Genomic DNA, 15,704 nt, shown 5'->3' with positions numbered 1-15,704 from the left:
TGATCACCTATACCTTTAGTTTGAATTTGACCAATCTTCAAGTTTTGTACCTTTTAAGGCATGGTCAATATGTCGATTCATACGCAGTGCGGCAAAAGCATCACTATGTACTTTAAGTTGTTCTACAGCTTTTTCAATTGCTTGAATATCGTCGCCTTCAAGTTGTGCTTTTAGCAGGTTTTGAGCAGAAGTAAGTGCTTCAAGCTGCTTTTCATCAAGTAAATCGGCATCTACTTTAAGGGCTTGTTCTAAAGCTTCTAGTTCACGCTGAGCTTCAACTTTGGTTTCTTTTAAATGGCGCAGATTTTTATCTTCTTCTGCATGTTGGAAACCTTCAATTAATAAGCGCTCAGTATCAGATTCTGATAAACCGTAAGATGGCTTAATGTCAATTTGAGCCTGTACACCAGAAGTGGCTTCACGAGCAGAAACTGTAAGTAAGCCATCAGCATCTACTTGAAAGGTAACTTCAATGCGTGCTTGACCTGCGGTCATTGGTGGAATGCCATGAAGAACAAATCTTCCTAATGAACGGCAATGTTCTACCAAATCTCGTTCACCTTGAACCACATGAATAAGCATGGCAGTTTGGCCATCTTGATAAGTTGTGAATTCTTGACGACGAGCAACTGGAATAGCGGTATTACGTGAAATAAGACGCTCTACTAATCCACCCATGGTTTCTAAGCCAAGTGAAAGAGGAGTGACATCTAAAAGTAATGAGCCGTCTTGACTGTTTCCAATTAATTGGTTAGCAGTAATAGAAGCACCAATTGCAACTACTTCATCAGGATTGATTGTGCAAAGTGGTTCTTGGTTAAATACATTGCGAACTGCTTGCTGAACAGCATACGAACGGGTAGAGCCACCCACTAATACAACATTCTGAATATCTGATAATTCAAGTTTTGCATCACGTAAAACACGTTTGCAAACACTAATTGTTTTATCTAAAGCAATTTGAATAATGCTTTCAAAAGTTGGTCGGTCAAGTGTTAGGGCATTTTCAAGCAGTTTTAACTGAACTGATTCTTGTGTAGATAGTTGTTCTTTTGCTTGACGAGCAGCAACAATGAATACTGCATATGCTTCATCGCTCAGAGTATCAATATTTAACTGCTTTTTAGCCCATTTAACAATGAGACGATCTAAGTCATCACCACCTAAAGCCGTGTGGCCACCTGTAGCTAGTACTTCAAAGACGCCTTGTGAGAAACGCAAGATTGATACGTCGAAAGTACCACCACCTAAATCATAAATTACATAGTTATGATCTGTAGCTAAATTAGTTTCTTGGTCTAAACCATAAGCCACAGCAGCAGCAGTTGGTTCGTTTAATAAACGTAATACATTTAAGCCCGCAAGCTGAGCAGCATCACGCGTTGCTTGTCGCTGAGCTTCATCAAAATAGGCAGGAACGGTAATCACTGCGCCATTTATTGGATTTTGTAAGCTAGCTTCAGCACGGTCTTTTAATTGCTTTAAAATTTCAGCAGAAATTTCAACAGGGGTTTTGCGACCAGCACGTGTTTCAAAAGCTGGCATCTCATTTTCAGAACCCATTAATTCATAGGGATGCTGAAATTTGATATCTGCTTTTGAGCGACCCATAAATCGTTTTACAGAAACAATTGTATTTTTAGGATCGGCAATAAGGAAAGGCTTTGCTTCTTCACCATAGTGAGTTACATCATTTCCATAGTGCACAATAGAAGGAAGGAGTCTTCTTTCTTTTTCGTCATTGAGTACTTTAGGTTTGCCTGATAACACTGTCGCAACTAAAGAATGTGTCGTTCCGAGGTCGATACCAATCGCAATGCGGTGTTGATGTGGGGCACTGGATTGACCCGGTTCAGCAATTTGCAAAAGTGCCATGAGTTAAATCCCTTGAATATAATTTGGAAAAAGCAAAATTAAAAATCGTCGTCTAAATCAAAGTTGTCTTCATCATCCAACATTTGATCTTCTGCTTTTTCAATATCGTTAAGAACGCGCTGAAAGAAACGTAATTTACGTACGGTATCTCGAGCTTCGCCCCAGTCCTCATCTGCATAATCAATTTTAAATTCGCGAACTAGGCTATCCATCCATTGAAACACTTCTTGTTTAAGTGTACTTAAATGCTCTTGTGAAGTTGCTTCATCAAGTTGTTCACGAATTTCTAATGCTGATTGTAAGAACTCAAAATCGCTAATAGATTGATCGAGGTGGTGATCTTGCTTTTTGAGTGACAATAGATAAGCAGCGCGGCTATCTACTTGCGACAAAGTTTTAAAAGCTTGATTGATTTCACTTGATTTGATCAACGCCTGATCTTTATCTTCAGCTTTATCTGGATGATACTGCTGCTGCAAACTCAAGAAACTAGATTTTAAGCTCGCCAAATCGATATCGAGTTCTACGGGTAAATTGAACAACTCAAAATGATTCATTGGAAATGAGGTCCACATTAATTAAATACATTAAAACAGTGCTATAGAAAGACACTGTTTTAATGAGAGATGAAAGGAGAATGCTTAGACAGTGAAAGATTCACCACAGCCACATTCACCTTTTTTGTTAGGATTGTTAAATTCGAACCCTTCATTAAGGCCATTTTTAACGTAGTCCATTTCTAAGCCTTCTAAATACACTGAGCTTTTTGGATCTACAAATACCTTAACGCCAAATTGTTCGAAAACTTGGTCATGTTCATCAATAGAGTCTACAAACTCAAGAACATAGGCCAATCCAGAACAACCAGAAGTTTTCACACCCACGCGAATGCCTTCACCCTTACCTCGATTTTTAAGGTAATTGCTAATATGAGTCGCAGCATTTTCAGTTAAATGAATCATGAAAACTCCAACGTTTACAATGGTAACAAATTACGCTTTAGATTTTTTAGTGCGATAATCTTCAATCGCAGCTTTAATCGCATCTTCAGCTAGTACAGAACAGTGAACTTTTACTGGTGGAAGTGCAAGCTCAGTCGCAATATCAATATTCTTGATGGTTTGAGCTTCATCAAGAGTCTTACCTTTTAACCATTCGGTTACAAGAGAACTTGATGCGATTGCAGAACCACAACCATAAGTTTTAAAACGTGCCTCTTCGATTACACCGTTATCGTTTACTTGGATTTGTAAACGCATCACGTCACCACACGCAGGTGCACCGACCATACCTGTACCAACATTTTCAGAGTTTTTATCTAAAACACCAACATTACGTGGATTTTCGTAATGATCAATTACCTTTTCGCTATAAGCCATGTCGCTTCTCCAAACCTCGGGGTCAGCCTAATATTAATATGAGGGTAAAAACACTAATTTCAATGAATTAGTGTTCTGCCCATTCAACCGTAGAAAGATCGATACCTTCTTTATACATATCCCAAAGCGGAGAAAGTTCACGTAATTTCTCAACAGCGGCTTTGGTAATTGTAAGCACATGATCAATGTCTTCTTCAGTTGTGTATGTACCAAAACTAAAGCGGATCGAGCTGTGTGCTAGCTCATCAGATAAACCTAATGCGCGAAGAACATATGAAGGCTCTAAAGTTGCAGAAGTACAAGCAGAACCACTTGATACAGCAGCATCTTTAAGTGCCATCATTAAAGATTCACCTTCAACAAAGTTAAAGCTGACATTTAAATAGTTAGCAACGTTTTGAGTTGGATGGCCGTTTAAGAAAACCTGTTCAAGGCCTTGTAAACCATTCCAAAGTTTGTCACGTAGTTTACGAATGCGTTCTTGCTCTGCGTGCATTCTTTTGCCAGCAATTTCAAAAGCTTCACCCATACCAACAATTTGGTGAGTTGCTAAAGTACCAGAGCGCATACCACGTTCATGACCACCGCCATGAATTTGTGCTTTTAAACGAACACGTGGGCTACGACGTACATATAATGCACCGATACCTTTTGGACCATAAATTTTATGAGCTGAGAAACTCATAAGATCAATTTTCATGGTAGATAAATCGATATCAACTTTACCGGCAGCTTGAGCAGCATCTACATGGAAGAATGTTTTATTGGCACGTGTTAATTCACCAATTGCTGCTACATCTGTAACTGTACCGATTTCGTTGTTTACCATCATAAGAGAAACAAGAACGGTATCAGGACGAAGGGCAGCTTTCACCATTTCAGGGGTAATTAAACCTGTTTGCGGTTCTGGTTCTAAATAAGTAATTTCAAAACCTTGATCTTCTAACTCACGACAAGGATCTAAAACAGCTTTGTGTTCAATTTTACTTGTAATAATGTGTTTGCCTTTAGATGCATAGAATTGAGCTATGCCTTTAAGTGCAAGGTTGTCTGATTCGGTAGCACCAGAAGTCCAAACGATTTCACGTGGATCAGCTTTAATTAAATTTGCAACTTGCTCACGTGCATATTCAACTTTTTCTTCTGCCTGCCAGCCATAAGCATGGGAACGAGATGCAGCATTACCAAAGGTACCGTCGAAAGTTAAACACTCCATCATACGTTCTGCAACTTGCGGATCTACTGGAGTGGTTGCTGCGTAATCAAGATAAATTGGACGTTTCATATCAAATACCTGTACCCGATAAAAGAGCTGAATCTGTGCCAGTCACATTTTGGCGCAATGCAACAGTTTGAACGTTGTCTCGGCTAATGAGGTCGGCAAGAGAGATTTTTGCTAAATAGTCGGCAATATGATGAGAGAGTTCTTGCCATAAATCGTGAGTAAGACACATTGCACCATTTTGGCAGTTAGCTTTGTGGTCGCAACGTGTTGCATCAACGGTTTCATTTACGGCTTCAATAATTTCTAACACAGTAATTTCATCAGCGTTTCGAGCCAAATGATAACCACCATTTGCACCACGGACACTAGAAACTAACCCATGACGCTTAAGTTTAGCGAATAACTGCTCTAAGTAAGCAACTGAAATAGATTGACGAGCGGCAATTTCGGCGAGCGTGATCGTTTGTTCAGTTGGCTGCAAAGCTAAATCAAGTAGAGCAGTCACTGCGTAGCGACCGCGAGTTGTAAGGCGCATGATTCGATACACATGTTAAGACTAGATAATAGGATTTTATGAATCCCGACTAAAATAGTCAAGTTTTTTTATTTTTAATTCAAGTGCAGGATCAGGATGGAAAAATAATTTAAGCTATCCACAAATTATATATGAAAAAAACAATAAATATCAGGGTAATTATACCAAAGCCTAAGTTAATGTTGCGTTGACGTTGTTGTAAGCGAGTAATTCGATTTTGATATTGTTTAATTTCCACTTGAAGTGAATTGATTTCTGAACGTTGTTGATCAATTTTTTCAAGCAAGGAGGCAATTCGTTTACGGGAAGCAAGAGTTTCAGCTTCATCATCAGGTGTATTAAACCATTGCTTCCAGTCAGCTAAAAGTTTAGGCAGCGTAAGGTGAGAGATTAAGTCAAATAACTCTTTTTTCGTTTCTTCATCACCATCAATACGCATGTTCTTAAGACTGCGCTGGTTTGCAAAAGCAAAAATTTTAATCAAATCGATCAGCGTACTATTAATTTCAAGATCAATATGCCGATCAAAAGAGTGGATATCGAATAACAAACCTTTTTCTGTAAATTGAACATAGAAGTCAAAAAAAGGAAGGTAGCTATTGATACGAATAGTTGTTTTATTTGAAATAAACTTTTTCGCTTGCAAGCGAAGAACACCATCGTGGGTGAGTATAAATGAAAAGAAAGTTTCTAAAATAATTAGAACAATATTCAGCAACAGACGGGGATGTTTTTGTCTTTGTTGCGTTTCACTCATAAAAGTTTATCCTTACAAATAGTAGTTAACTGAAGAATGGGACATCCTATCCCAAACTTTAATAAATGTCCTGTTAAATATATTTACATGACTTAATTGCTTTGTAGAACAGTTTTGTAAATGGATCAAGTCTTTACTTTGATATTATAGAAATATTTTGTGGTCAAATCAGTCATCATTTCTCTCATCTGACTAGGAGCTTAGATCAATGGATAATGCAAATATAGATACCCCGACAGAAGAGTTAGAAGAAAAAAATAAATTAAAATCAAGAGCTTCAAGGAAGTCGGCTTTGGATTTTAGGAAATATACCAAGCAAATTTGGTTAGCAGGACTAGGGGCTTTTTCACGTGCAGAAGAAGAAGGTAACAAGCTATTTGATTCTTTGGTTAAGGTAGGTGAAGAGCTAGAATCTAAAACTGGAGATTTAGCAGATAATACTGTTGGTAAGGTCACAGAAAAAGCAAAAGAATCTGTATCTGAAACGAAAGATAAAGTAGAAAAGATTCTTGATACAAGTGTTAATCATTCTTTAAACCGTATTGGATTGGTGACGCCGAAGGATTTACAACACATCGAACAGCTGCTTGTACAACTGCATATTAAGGTCGATGCTTTAATAGAAGAAAATCAACAGTTGAAAGCAAAATTGAATAAAAAGTAAAAAAAAGTTGGGATTTAGCAAATATATAACAGTTTTTTAGCATTTATTTTTGCTAAAAGCCCTGCTCTAGTATTGCGTTTTCCCCTAAAGCATTGCTATAAAGGCGTCATGGCCTTTTAAACTATAGCCTTGGACCTTAAACAAACGATATTAAGAGGATGTTTTATTCATGAATAAATCAGAATTAATCGATGCAATTGCTGAAAAAGGGGGAGTATCTAAGACTGATGCAGGCAAGGCACTCGATGCGACAATTGCGTCAATTACTGAAGCACTTAAAAAAGGTGACACAGTAACTTTAGTTGGTTTTGGTACTTTCAGTGTTAAAGAACGTGCTGCACGCACTGGACGTAACCCTAAAACTGGTGAAGAGCTTCAAATTAAAGCAACAAAAGTACCTAGCTTCAAAGCTGGTAAAGGTCTTAAAGATTCAGTAGCTTAATCTTTTAAGATGATTAAACGCGCCAATATAGGCGCGTTTTTTATTAAATATCTGAATTGACCAATATTGCTCATTCATTGATTGTGGTTTTTCAGTTAAAATTCTCCTCGAAATAAAATATTGGAATACTTATGGAATCGTTTCGTACAGTCATTAAGGGTTGGCTCGGCAAAGTCCTTCTAATTTTGTTTTTGACCCCTTTAGCACTTGTAGGTATTGAAGGATATTTTAATAGGGGAAACAAGGCTGATGTTGCGAAAACAGTAAATGGCCAAGAAATATCTAAAAAAGACCTTGAAACTTTAACTCAGTCTTACAAAGAACAATATTTAGCTGCTGTTAAAGGTGATGAGAGTCTACTTAATTTGCCTGTGATTCAGGCTAAAGCACTCGATATTTTAGTGTCACGTAATTTATTAATTCAACAAGCTGAAAAATTAGGCATTTCATTGAGTGATACTCAAATTGAGCAAATGTTAGCTCAGCAGCCTAGTTTGCAAGAGAATGGACAATTCTCGCAAAAACTCTATGAAAATTATTTACGTTCTATTGGTATGACAAGTCAGGGCTTAATATCTAGCCTTCGTCAAGATCATGCTTTAAAAATGCTAACGTCAACTTTTTCTGATTACTCCTTAGTAAGTAAAGTTGATTTAATGCAAATTGCGAATTTGCAAACTGAGCAACGTACATTACATTTGTCTAGTATTAAATTGGATGGTTATAAAACAGGTTTAACTGCATCTAATCAAGAAGCTACGGATTATTACAACAAACATCAAAATGAGTTTAAACAACAGGTTTCTGTTGATGTGGATTATGTTGTTCTTTCTCCATCAATGATGGCTAAACCAGCTCCTGCAACTGAAGCTGAACTTCAGCAAGCGTATAGCAAGTTCGTTGAAAATCAGAAAAAAGATGCTAAACGAACTGTGAAGCATATTTTAATTACTACAGATGCTCGTGATGATGCAGCAGCTCAAAAACTTGCTAAAGAAGTATATGCGAAAATTCAAGGCGGTCTTACATTTGCACAAGCTGCATCTCAGTTCTCTGAAGATCCAAGTTCGAAAGCAAAAGGTGGTTTAGTTGAAGCATATGCACCAGGTGTTTTCTCTGATGCGTTTGATAAAACTGTAGTGAACTTGAAAAATGGACAAATTTCTCAACCAGTAAAAACCCAATATGGTTATCATATTATTGAGGCAGAAACTCAAGCCAATCAGATCCCTTCATTTGAAGCTGAAAAAGCTCGTTTAGTAGCAGAAGTTGAGAAGAACAAAGTTGCGAATGTTTATTCTGACTCGGTAAATAGCTTAAATGAAACCGTAGTGGGTAATGATTCTTTAGAAGGCATTGTACAAGAAGTTAAAGGTACAAAAGTTGAATCATTAAATGGCGTGACTTTAGCTACACAAAATCCATATTTAAGTGATCCAAACGTTAAAATTAAATTGTTTAATGATGACGTGAAAAATGGTGACCGTAACGCATCGTCTAATATTCAGTTAGCGAATGGTGATACGGTATGGGTTAAAGTACGTGATTATCATGCTGCTGGTGTAAAACCTTTAGCACAAGCGATGAATGAAGCGAAAGCAAAAGTTATCGATGAAAAAGCGCGTAAAGCTGTTCAAGCAAAAATTGCTACAATGTTGGCTGAATTTAAAACTCAACCAGCAGATCAAGTTGTTGTTAAAAATAAAGTAGCATTTGAATCGGCTGGCGTATTTAGTCGTTCGCAAGGATTAAAGCGTGAAATTGAGCGCGCAGCATTTAGTGCAGCTACACCTAAGCCAGGTATGTGGTCTGTTTCAACAGCGAATTTACCAAATGAGCTAGTTGTTGTTGCAGTTTCAAATGTAAATTCATCTACTGCAAATGCTATTCCTGCTGATCAGTTACAGCAGTTACAGCAACTTTATCGTCAATCGCGTGGTCAACAAATATTAGAAGATTACAGTCAATATTTAAAATCACATGCGAAAATTAAATAATAATTTGATTCAATAAAAAAAGCGCTGAGGCGCTTTTTTTATTGGTAGTTAATCTAAGGTATGTCCAATATATTGCTGTCTATATTGTTTAGGAGATAAATCAAAAATTCGTTTGAATGCCTGACTAAATGCTGTTTCAGATGAGTAGCCGACCTTATTTGATATTTGTTGAATTGATAAGTTGCTTGTGCGTAAATACTGACTTGCTAAACGGAAACGATAATGCTGCAAATATGTGAGGGGTGGCTCACCAATAATACTGTTAAATATGTTTGCAAATTTAGAACGTGACATACAGCATTGTTCAGCTAAAGACTCAACTGTCCATGCTACTTCGGGTTGGCTATGAATAGCAGATAGTGCATTGCTCAGTTCAGGATGTGTTAAGGCACTTAACCAGTTTTGTTGATCTGTCATCTGTTGAATATGATCACGAATGCATTCAATGAGCAGAATACTGACTAAATGATCAATAATTTTGTCATGACCCGGTCTGATTTTTTGAGTTTCGATTGCTAGAAAATAGAGTCCAATTTGTAGCCATTCAGGTGGATTAGTTTGATTTTCATGTTGAATATGCATGATGGACGGCAATGCATTAATGAGCGGCCCAGCCATATGAGTATCGATTTGGCAGCGTAAACATAGCAATAATGTATTATCTGGAGATGAAGTACCAAACTCGATTGCGTCTTGTCTGTGACCGTTAAAAAGCGAAGTGATATCCAGAAAATCTACCAACTTACTTGCTGTTGATTTTGAGTCAGTCGCATTATGTGCTTTTCCCGAAGGAATTAAAATAATATCACCAGCAGTTGCAGTTATTTTTTCTAAAGCATTAAGTTGTATATATACTGAACCAGTTAAAACAATATACGCAAGTAGAGCAGATTGATCTTGTGTTTTAAAAGCCCATTCTCCTTGCGCTTTTAAATAGATGTATTCAGACTTATTCAGGTGAATATCATCAAAAAATTTACTTAGTGCATCCATATTTAAATGATCAATCATTATTTTAATAAAATTATAGTGAGCTATAAGAATAGATCAACATGTGTTTTTAGGACAAAAAAGTGGAAGAAAATGCCAAAGACTTTAACATAGGTTTTTTGGACGCTTACTACTGTTAACTAAACACTATTTCTTTAACTATATAGACATATAGAAAAAGGAAATATGGCTATGAATGCACCAGTAAATGTTCAGCAAGAACTTATGCCAGTGCGTGCGTCTATGCGTGAAATAGATCGCAAACGCTTTTTATGGATGATTAGTCCTGCTTTACCTGCTATCGGTTTAGGTATTTTAGCAGGTTATCAGTTTGGTCCACGCCCTTTAAAGAAAGTTTTCGCGTTAGGTGGTCCACTTGTATTACATGTCGTGATTCCTGTAATTGACACAATTGTTGGGAAGGATGCTCGAAATCCGACAGATGAAGAAATTAAGCTTTTAGAAAAAGATCCATATTACTCACGTCTTGTGAAGAGTTTTATTCCTCTACAGTATGCTGCAAATGTGTATGCATGTTATTTAACAAGTCGTAAAACAACATCTTTTATTGATAAGATTTTACTTGGTATCTCAATGGGAGCAATCAATGGTATTGCAATTAATACAGCCCATGAGTTAAGTCATAAGCATGATCGTATAGACCATATTTTGTCCCATCTTGCTCTAGTTCCTACAGGTTATAATCATTTCCGTATTGAGCATCCTTACGGTCATCATAAACGTGCAGCTACACCAGAAGATCCAGCTTCATCACGTATGGGTGAAACATTCTATGAATTCTGGCCACGTACTGTTATTGGTTCTTTTAAATCCGCAATAGAAATTGAAAAAAATCGGTTAAAACGTAAAGGTAAAGAATTCTGGTCTTCAGATAATGAATTATTACAAGGCTGGGGAATGACTGCCGCTTTTCATGGTTCTATGATTGGAATTTTTGGTAAAGGTACAATTCCATATTTAGCCACTCAAGCTTTTTATGGGATTAGTCTTTTCGAAATTATTAACTATATTGAGCACTATGGTTTATTACGTCAGAAAAAAGCTGATGGTAATTATGAGCGCACAATGCCTGAGCATAGCTGGAATAATAATAACGTAGTAACAAACTTATTCTTGTACCAGTTGCAGCGTCATTCAGACCATCATGCTTATCCGACTCGTCCATTCCAAGCATTACGTCATTTTGATGAGGCACCAGAGCTACCAAGCGGTTACGCAAGTATGCTACTACCAGCCTTAATCCCTTCGTTATGGTTTAAAATGATGGATAAACGTGTTTTTGATCACTATAAAGGTGATTTAAACAAAGCGAATATTTCATCAAAGCGTCGTGCAAGAATCTTTAAGAAATTTGGGGTAATTGATAAAGCGCTAGAAAGTACAACTACTGAATAAATAAAACATTAATTCCTGAAATACGAAGCCCTCTAGTTATTAGACTAGAGGGCTTTTAAGTTTTGATATAAAGAGCTAATAAATTAAGGGAAGAAATTCCCTTAATTATTATTTTAGTTCGCTAGAAGATTTACCCAGTTCTCGGCGAGCAATGATCAATTGCTGAATTTGTTGAGTACCTTCAAAGATATCGAGAATTTTCGAATCACGCGCCCATTTCTCAAGTAACTCGTCTTCGTTATAGCCAACGCTTGCAGCCAGTTCGACACATTTTAAAGTAATCTCGTTACCCACACGGCCAGCTTTGGCTTTAGCAATAGAAGCTTCTTTAGAGTTTGGCTTTTTGTTATCTGCCATCCACGTTGCCTTTAACATAAGCAGGCGAGCAGCTTCCCACTCAGCTTCCATACGGTAGATTTGTGCTGCAAGATTAGAGGTGTGTAGATAAGGTGTAGAATAGTCAGGATCGAGTTGATCTTTAAAAATCTCTTTAATACGTTCTAGAGAAGCTTTAGCACAACCGATTGCCATTGCAGCGACGAGAGGGCGAGTGTTGTCAAAAGTTTCCATCACTCCGGCAAAACCTTTTGCAACATCAACTTCAGCATTTCCTAAAAGGTTTTCAGCAGGTACACGGCAATCAATAAAACTAATCACTGCTGTGTCTGAGGCTTTAATTCCTAATTTGTGTTCGAGACGTTCAACCTTCATTCCAGGTGTACCTTTGGGTACTACAAATGATTTAATGGCTGCTCGGCCAACTTTGCGATCCAGTGTTGCCCAGACTACGACAGAGTCTGCACGTTCGCCCGAGGTCACAAAAATCTTTTCGCCATTTAAAATATAGTCATTACCATCTTTGGTTGCAGTTGTACGAATAGCAGCAGAATCAGAGCCGCAACCTGGCTCGGTAATTGCCATTGCTGCCCATGTTCCTTTGAAACGCTCTAATTGCTCATCATTTGCAACAGCAGCAATGGCTGAGTTCCCAAGACCCTGACGTGGCATACTCAGCAATAAGCCTGTATCGCCATAACACATCTCAATAATCCCAAGAGCGGTAGACATATTGGTTCCGTTACGGATGCCTTCGTTATCTGTATCGCCACGGTTACCAGCACCCGCAGCTCCGGCATTAATACCTTCGCCACCTTCGTTCATTCCATCGATGAGTGAGGCAAGCATATCGAGTTCTTTAGGATAAGCATGCTCAGCTTTATCATATTTACGAGAAATAGGGCGTAAAACGTTGATTGCAACATCACGTGCTTGATCAATCATCATTTTGAATTTTCTAGGATTTTGCAAATTCATTATAGTATCCTCTGATTGATCATTTAAGCATGTAAGCCAGATTGTAAAATTGCAGTAGCTCGTAAATCACGGTACCAACGTTCAACTGGGTGTTCTTTTGTGAAACCATGTCCACCAAGAATTTGCACACCATCTGTACCAATTTTCATGGATTTTTCAGCACAAAGTAGTTGGGCCAGATAAGCTTCACGGTGGAACGACTTGCCTGATTCTGCAAGGCTTGCCGCATTTAAAACCAGCATACGCATTGCGTCAATTTCAATTGCCATATCTGCAATCATGAAAGCGACACTTTGCCGATGTGAAATTGGTTCACCGAAAGCAGTTCGTTCATTGGCATATTTAATACAATACGCTTTAACCGCTTCACAGGTACCCACAGCCATTGCACACCACATTAAATTACCTAAATCTAAAAAGGCGGTGTAATCAAAATCTGCTGCACCTAAGCGTAGAGCAGGTGTGTTATTAAAGCGTAAAGTTGCCGTTTCTGTCGCTTTAAGACCCATGGCGGAGGTGTTTTTAATTGAAATTGTTTCGTTGCATTGCACAACAAATACATCTGGCTTGCCGTTAAAGTCTGCACTTACGATAAATACATCGGCCAAATCACCTAAAATAACAAGTGTTTTTTCACCATCAATAAAAAATTGATCATTTTCAAGTGAGGCTTTGGTTTTTAATTCATAAGGATTAAAAGCCGGAGTGGCTTCTTGTACCGCAAAAGTTGCTGTAATGTCTGAGTCTTCTGCAAAACAAGGTAAGTACATCGATTGAACTTCGGTTGAACCCCAACGCGTGATTGCATTAATGACGCTAAATGTACTGAGTAATCCTGCTGTAAGGCTAAAATCACCTTGTGCTAGTTTCTCGGCAATCAGTAAATTACTAACAATATTTTGTTCAGCTGCTACACCACCGAGTGCTTCTGGAAGGGCATAGTAATTGAGTCCTAAATCTTCTAAATATTGCCAGAGACTTTCTGGAAACTGACCAGCTTGATCAGCTTCGTGAGCTAACCCTAATAAAACTTCTTGAGCAAATTGAGACATTGCTTCAGAGGTCATTTGTTGTTCTTCAGTTAGGCTTAAATCAAACAGAGTTTTTTGTTGTTGAGGTAACCGCTGTTGGGAGATCTGTTTCGGTTTAAATGCTTTTTGAGTCTGGCTTAACGCTCTAAAACCAGCTTTCGAACCTTGATAAAGAGATTTTTCTATAAATTTACGCAACTTGAGTTGATCAAGTACATCGCTTCCAGCCAATTTAGTGATCAGCGATAAACCCAAACCCTGAGCTTTATTGATCATACTTGTCATGATTATGGTGTCCTAACACATTGTTATTGTTTTATGCTGACACGCCTGATAGTAAAAAACTATGTCGTTACTGACATTCCAAAAATGAGTAGATAAATGGTAGTTAAGAAGTGAAATTATTTTAAGTTTTTGATTTTATTTGTTTAAAATAATTTGGTTATTGGGTGAGTAGAGATGTATTGACTAGAATGACATAGAATCATTCTAGTCCTTTATTAAATTAAGCAAAGTTACGAATCATACGTCGCACATTTGTTTTTGCATCAATAACCGTCATAAATGTGTAAGCTCCAATAAATTTACGGCTAATAAACATAAATTCTTTTGGAGGAACTGAGAAATAACGTGATGCCATTGATTTACTTGCTTGCTGCATAACACGACTATGTAATTGACTTTTCTTCCAGTCATAACGTTCATGTTCATCCATAAGGCCGGCGGGCATTTCTGGATTATTTACAGGGGTACTAAATGCTTCTGTCGCGATTAAAAAGACATCGGCCATGCCCGGTTTAATACTTTCAGGCATTGCCTCAAAAAACTCATATCCAGTCATTGCTTGTACCATCGCATGTTTATCATGCTGATAACCCGCCTGAATTAAATTACGTGCTACCGATAACAAATGTTCATCAAACTGACGGATAGCACCAAAGTCTAATAATACAATTTTATCCTGAACATCTTGGCCATTACCTAAACGGACAAGGTAGTTACCGAAGTTAGGGTCGGTTTGCATTTCACCCCATTCAAAAATTTCACGAACAGCAATTTCTAGTGAAGCTTCACCAAGCTGATTACGACGCTCTTGAGGCAAAGACAACATAACAGGGCTATTGATTGGGACACCGCGTTCGAAAGTCATGCAAAGTACTTGGTTCGTACAATATTCATCTACAATTGTCGGAACAATATAACGCTCGTCATCTTTTAAACGTTCAGCGAAGCGACGAGTAGTGGCAGCTTCAACATCATAGTCAACTTCACGATGCATCATCTCACGCACTTCATCAAACCACTGATCAAATTCACGGGTTTGTGGCACCATACGTGTCAGTTTAAGCATGTTTTTAAACAAGCTCATATCTGAATCAATTGCGTTGGCAACACCTGGATATTGAATTTTTAGGACTAATTCCAAGCCATCTGATTTACGTGTTGCACGGTGTACTTGTGCGAGAGAGGCGGTACCAATTGGCTCATGGTCAATTGTTAAATCATTTAATTTAGCGCCCAGTTGTTCTTGTAGATGTGGCTTAATTGCAGGCCAATCTAAAGCAACGGTTTGGTTATTTAGGGTATTTAATGCTTGTGTAATCTCTTCTGGTAAAAAATGTTCACCATAAAGAGCCATCATTTGCCCAATTTTAACAATAGAACCCTTAAGTTTACCTATTTCAGAAACCAGATAATTAGCTTGTTCGCTCATCGCTTTTTTGCGTTTCTTTTCTTTTTCTTCATCATTAGAAAAAATAGAAGAAGCACTTGCAGTTGCCCAACGTGTTCCCGCAAGTAAAGAAGCTTTCGCGATTGATAAGCGTCGATCCATGGAAGAAGTTTTTAAACTCTTAAGCTTATCTTTCTGATTTGACATGAAAATAGAATCCTATGCGCATCATGCAGCCAAACGCTGTGATCTAAAATTGTAACGAATATTACATGTTTTAAGCGTATTAAAATAGTTCTCTCGGACTGAATGATAGGTCGAAATTACCATCTTTATTTCATTAGCTCTTAAATAGCCTGAGCAATATAGAAATTTAAGAAATTAACATCCTTCAGATAAGTAAAACT

General features: G+C 37.7%; 15 protein-coding genes. 4 read left to right on the top strand and 11 right to left on the bottom strand.

Going from position 1 to position 15,704, the window contains the following annotated elements:
* Positions 1–15: 15 nt before the first annotated feature.
* The 7 genes from hscA to AC2117_RS10015 all read right to left on the bottom strand — a co-directional run bounded on the left by hscA (position 16) and on the right by AC2117_RS10015 (position 5,771).
* The gene (gene hscA, locus AC2117_RS10045) at positions 16–1,875 is read right to left on the bottom strand and encodes a Fe-S protein assembly chaperone HscA (RefSeq protein ID WP_133973802.1); all 1,860 of its coding nucleotides are present in this window, start codon (positions 1,873–1,875) and stop codon (positions 16–18) included.
* Positions 1,876–1,913: 38 nt separating this feature from the next.
* On the bottom strand, positions 1,914–2,432 hold the full coding sequence (gene hscB / locus AC2117_RS10040) for a Fe-S protein assembly co-chaperone HscB (protein WP_042896480.1): 519 nt from the start codon (positions 2,430–2,432) through the stop codon (positions 1,914–1,916).
* 84 nt (positions 2,433–2,516) lie between these two features.
* The gene (gene iscA, locus AC2117_RS10035; protein WP_003651558.1) at positions 2,517–2,837 is read right to left on the bottom strand and encodes an iron-sulfur cluster assembly protein IscA; all 321 of its coding nucleotides are present in this window, start codon (positions 2,835–2,837) and stop codon (positions 2,517–2,519) included.
* Between the two features lie 30 nt (positions 2,838–2,867).
* Positions 2,868–3,254: a Fe-S cluster assembly scaffold IscU gene (gene iscU, locus AC2117_RS10030; protein WP_003651560.1), complete on the bottom strand. Its 387-nt coding sequence runs from the start codon at positions 3,252–3,254 to the stop codon at positions 2,868–2,870.
* A 67-nt stretch (positions 3,255–3,321) separates the two neighbouring features.
* A complete protein-coding gene (locus AC2117_RS10025; RefSeq protein ID WP_133973800.1) occupies positions 3,322–4,539 on the bottom strand; it encodes an IscS subfamily cysteine desulfurase in 1,218 nt (405 codons plus the stop codon).
* A 1-nt stretch (position 4,540) separates the two neighbouring features.
* Entirely contained in the window at positions 4,541–5,014 is a 474-nt protein-coding gene (locus tag AC2117_RS10020; RefSeq protein ID WP_003651563.1) for an Rrf2 family transcriptional regulator, read from the bottom strand.
* 109 nt (positions 5,015–5,123) lie between these two features.
* Positions 5,124–5,771 carry a hypothetical protein gene (locus AC2117_RS10015; protein WP_133973798.1) on the bottom strand — a complete coding sequence of 216 codons (648 nt, stop codon included), beginning with the start codon at positions 5,769–5,771 and terminating at the stop codon, positions 5,124–5,126.
* A 208-nt stretch (positions 5,772–5,979) separates the two neighbouring features.
* Here AC2117_RS10015 and AC2117_RS10010 point away from each other — a divergent pair, with 208 nt between their 5' ends.
* The 3 genes from AC2117_RS10010 (at position 5,980) to AC2117_RS10000 (ending at position 8,874) form a co-directional block, all read left to right on the top strand.
* Positions 5,980–6,435 carry a phasin family protein gene (locus AC2117_RS10010; RefSeq protein WP_133973796.1) on the top strand — a complete coding sequence of 152 codons (456 nt, stop codon included), beginning with the start codon at positions 5,980–5,982 and terminating at the stop codon, positions 6,433–6,435.
* Positions 6,436–6,604: 169 nt separating this feature from the next.
* Positions 6,605–6,877: an HU family DNA-binding protein gene (locus AC2117_RS10005; protein ID WP_001043034.1), complete on the top strand. Its 273-nt coding sequence runs from the start codon at positions 6,605–6,607 to the stop codon at positions 6,875–6,877.
* A 131-nt stretch (positions 6,878–7,008) separates the two neighbouring features.
* Positions 7,009–8,874 carry a SurA N-terminal domain-containing protein gene (locus tag AC2117_RS10000; RefSeq protein WP_133973794.1) on the top strand — a complete coding sequence of 622 codons (1,866 nt, stop codon included), beginning with the start codon at positions 7,009–7,011 and terminating at the stop codon, positions 8,872–8,874.
* Between the two features lie 48 nt (positions 8,875–8,922).
* Here AC2117_RS10000 and AC2117_RS09995 read toward each other — a convergent pair whose 3' ends face one another.
* On the bottom strand, positions 8,923–9,867 hold the full coding sequence (locus AC2117_RS09995) for an AraC family transcriptional regulator (RefSeq protein ID WP_413773092.1): 945 nt from the start codon (positions 9,865–9,867) through the stop codon (positions 8,923–8,925).
* Positions 9,868–10,056: 189 nt separating this feature from the next.
* Between AC2117_RS09995 and AC2117_RS09990 the strand changes: the two genes are divergently transcribed.
* Positions 10,057–11,280 (top strand): alkane 1-monooxygenase, encoded by a 1,224-nt coding sequence (locus AC2117_RS09990; protein WP_042896471.1) that lies wholly within the window; start codon positions 10,057–10,059, stop codon positions 11,278–11,280.
* Positions 11,281–11,388: 108 nt separating this feature from the next.
* Here the strand turns inward: AC2117_RS09990 and AC2117_RS09985 are convergent, their stop codons facing one another.
* From AC2117_RS09985 to AC2117_RS09975, 3 genes are all read right to left on the bottom strand, one after another.
* On the bottom strand, positions 11,389–12,594 hold the full coding sequence (locus AC2117_RS09985) for an acyl-CoA dehydrogenase family protein (RefSeq protein ID WP_133973789.1): 1,206 nt from the start codon (positions 12,592–12,594) through the stop codon (positions 11,389–11,391).
* A gap of 23 nt (positions 12,595–12,617) precedes the next feature.
* Positions 12,618–13,901 carry an acyl-CoA dehydrogenase family protein gene (locus AC2117_RS09980; protein WP_171459090.1) on the bottom strand — a complete coding sequence of 428 codons (1,284 nt, stop codon included), beginning with the start codon at positions 13,899–13,901 and terminating at the stop codon, positions 12,618–12,620.
* A 229-nt stretch (positions 13,902–14,130) separates the two neighbouring features.
* Positions 14,131–15,504, bottom strand: a complete 1,374-nt coding sequence (locus AC2117_RS09975) for an ABC1 kinase family protein (RefSeq protein ID WP_133973785.1) — start codon at positions 15,502–15,504, stop codon at positions 14,131–14,133.
* Positions 15,505–15,704 lie beyond the last annotated feature (200 nt).

The sequence above is a fragment of the Acinetobacter calcoaceticus genome (assembly GCF_900520355.1).
Taxonomy (GTDB): Bacteria; Pseudomonadota; Gammaproteobacteria; order Pseudomonadales; family Moraxellaceae; genus Acinetobacter; species Acinetobacter calcoaceticus_C.
Note: the sequence above shows the minus strand (reverse complement) of the source record. Positions and strands in the feature narration are given on the sequence as shown.

Bases quoted from the DNA above. Each gene is read 5' to 3' on its own strand.
- AC2117_RS09995 (WP_413773092.1), bottom strand. From the start codon at position 9,867: ATGGATGCACTAAGTAAATTTTTTGATGATATTCACCTGAATAAGTCT.
- AC2117_RS10025 (WP_133973800.1), bottom strand. From the start codon at position 4,539: ATGAAACGTCCAATTTATCTTGATTACGCAGCAACCACTCCAGTAGAT.
- iscA (WP_003651558.1), bottom strand. From the start codon at position 2,837: ATGATTCATTTAACTGAAAATGCTGCGACTCATATTAGCAATTACCTT.
- AC2117_RS09990 (WP_042896471.1), top strand. From the start codon at position 10,057: ATGAATGCACCAGTAAATGTTCAGCAAGAACTTATGCCAGTGCGTGCG.
- AC2117_RS09975 (WP_133973785.1), bottom strand. From the start codon at position 15,504: ATGTCAAATCAGAAAGATAAGCTTAAGAGTTTAAAAACTTCTTCCATG.
- AC2117_RS10000 (WP_133973794.1), top strand. From the start codon at position 7,009: ATGGAATCGTTTCGTACAGTCATTAAGGGTTGGCTCGGCAAAGTCCTT.
- AC2117_RS09980 (WP_171459090.1), bottom strand. From the start codon at position 13,901: ATGATCAATAAAGCTCAGGGTTTGGGTTTATCGCTGATCACTAAATTG.
- AC2117_RS10015 (WP_133973798.1), bottom strand. From the start codon at position 5,771: ATGAGTGAAACGCAACAAAGACAAAAACATCCCCGTCTGTTGCTGAAT.
- hscA (WP_133973802.1), bottom strand. From the start codon at position 1,875: ATGGCACTTTTGCAAATTGCTGAACCGGGTCAATCCAGTGCCCCACAT.
- iscU (WP_003651560.1), bottom strand. From the start codon at position 3,254: ATGGCTTATAGCGAAAAGGTAATTGATCATTACGAAAATCCACGTAAT.
- AC2117_RS10005 (WP_001043034.1), top strand. From the start codon at position 6,605: ATGAATAAATCAGAATTAATCGATGCAATTGCTGAAAAAGGGGGAGTA.
- AC2117_RS09985 (WP_133973789.1), bottom strand. From the start codon at position 12,594: ATGAATTTGCAAAATCCTAGAAAATTCAAAATGATGATTGATCAAGCA.
- AC2117_RS10020 (WP_003651563.1), bottom strand. From the start codon at position 5,014: ATGCGCCTTACAACTCGCGGTCGCTACGCAGTGACTGCTCTACTTGAT.
- AC2117_RS10010 (WP_133973796.1), top strand. From the start codon at position 5,980: ATGGATAATGCAAATATAGATACCCCGACAGAAGAGTTAGAAGAAAAA.
- hscB (WP_042896480.1), bottom strand. From the start codon at position 2,432: ATGAATCATTTTGAGTTGTTCAATTTACCCGTAGAACTCGATATCGAT.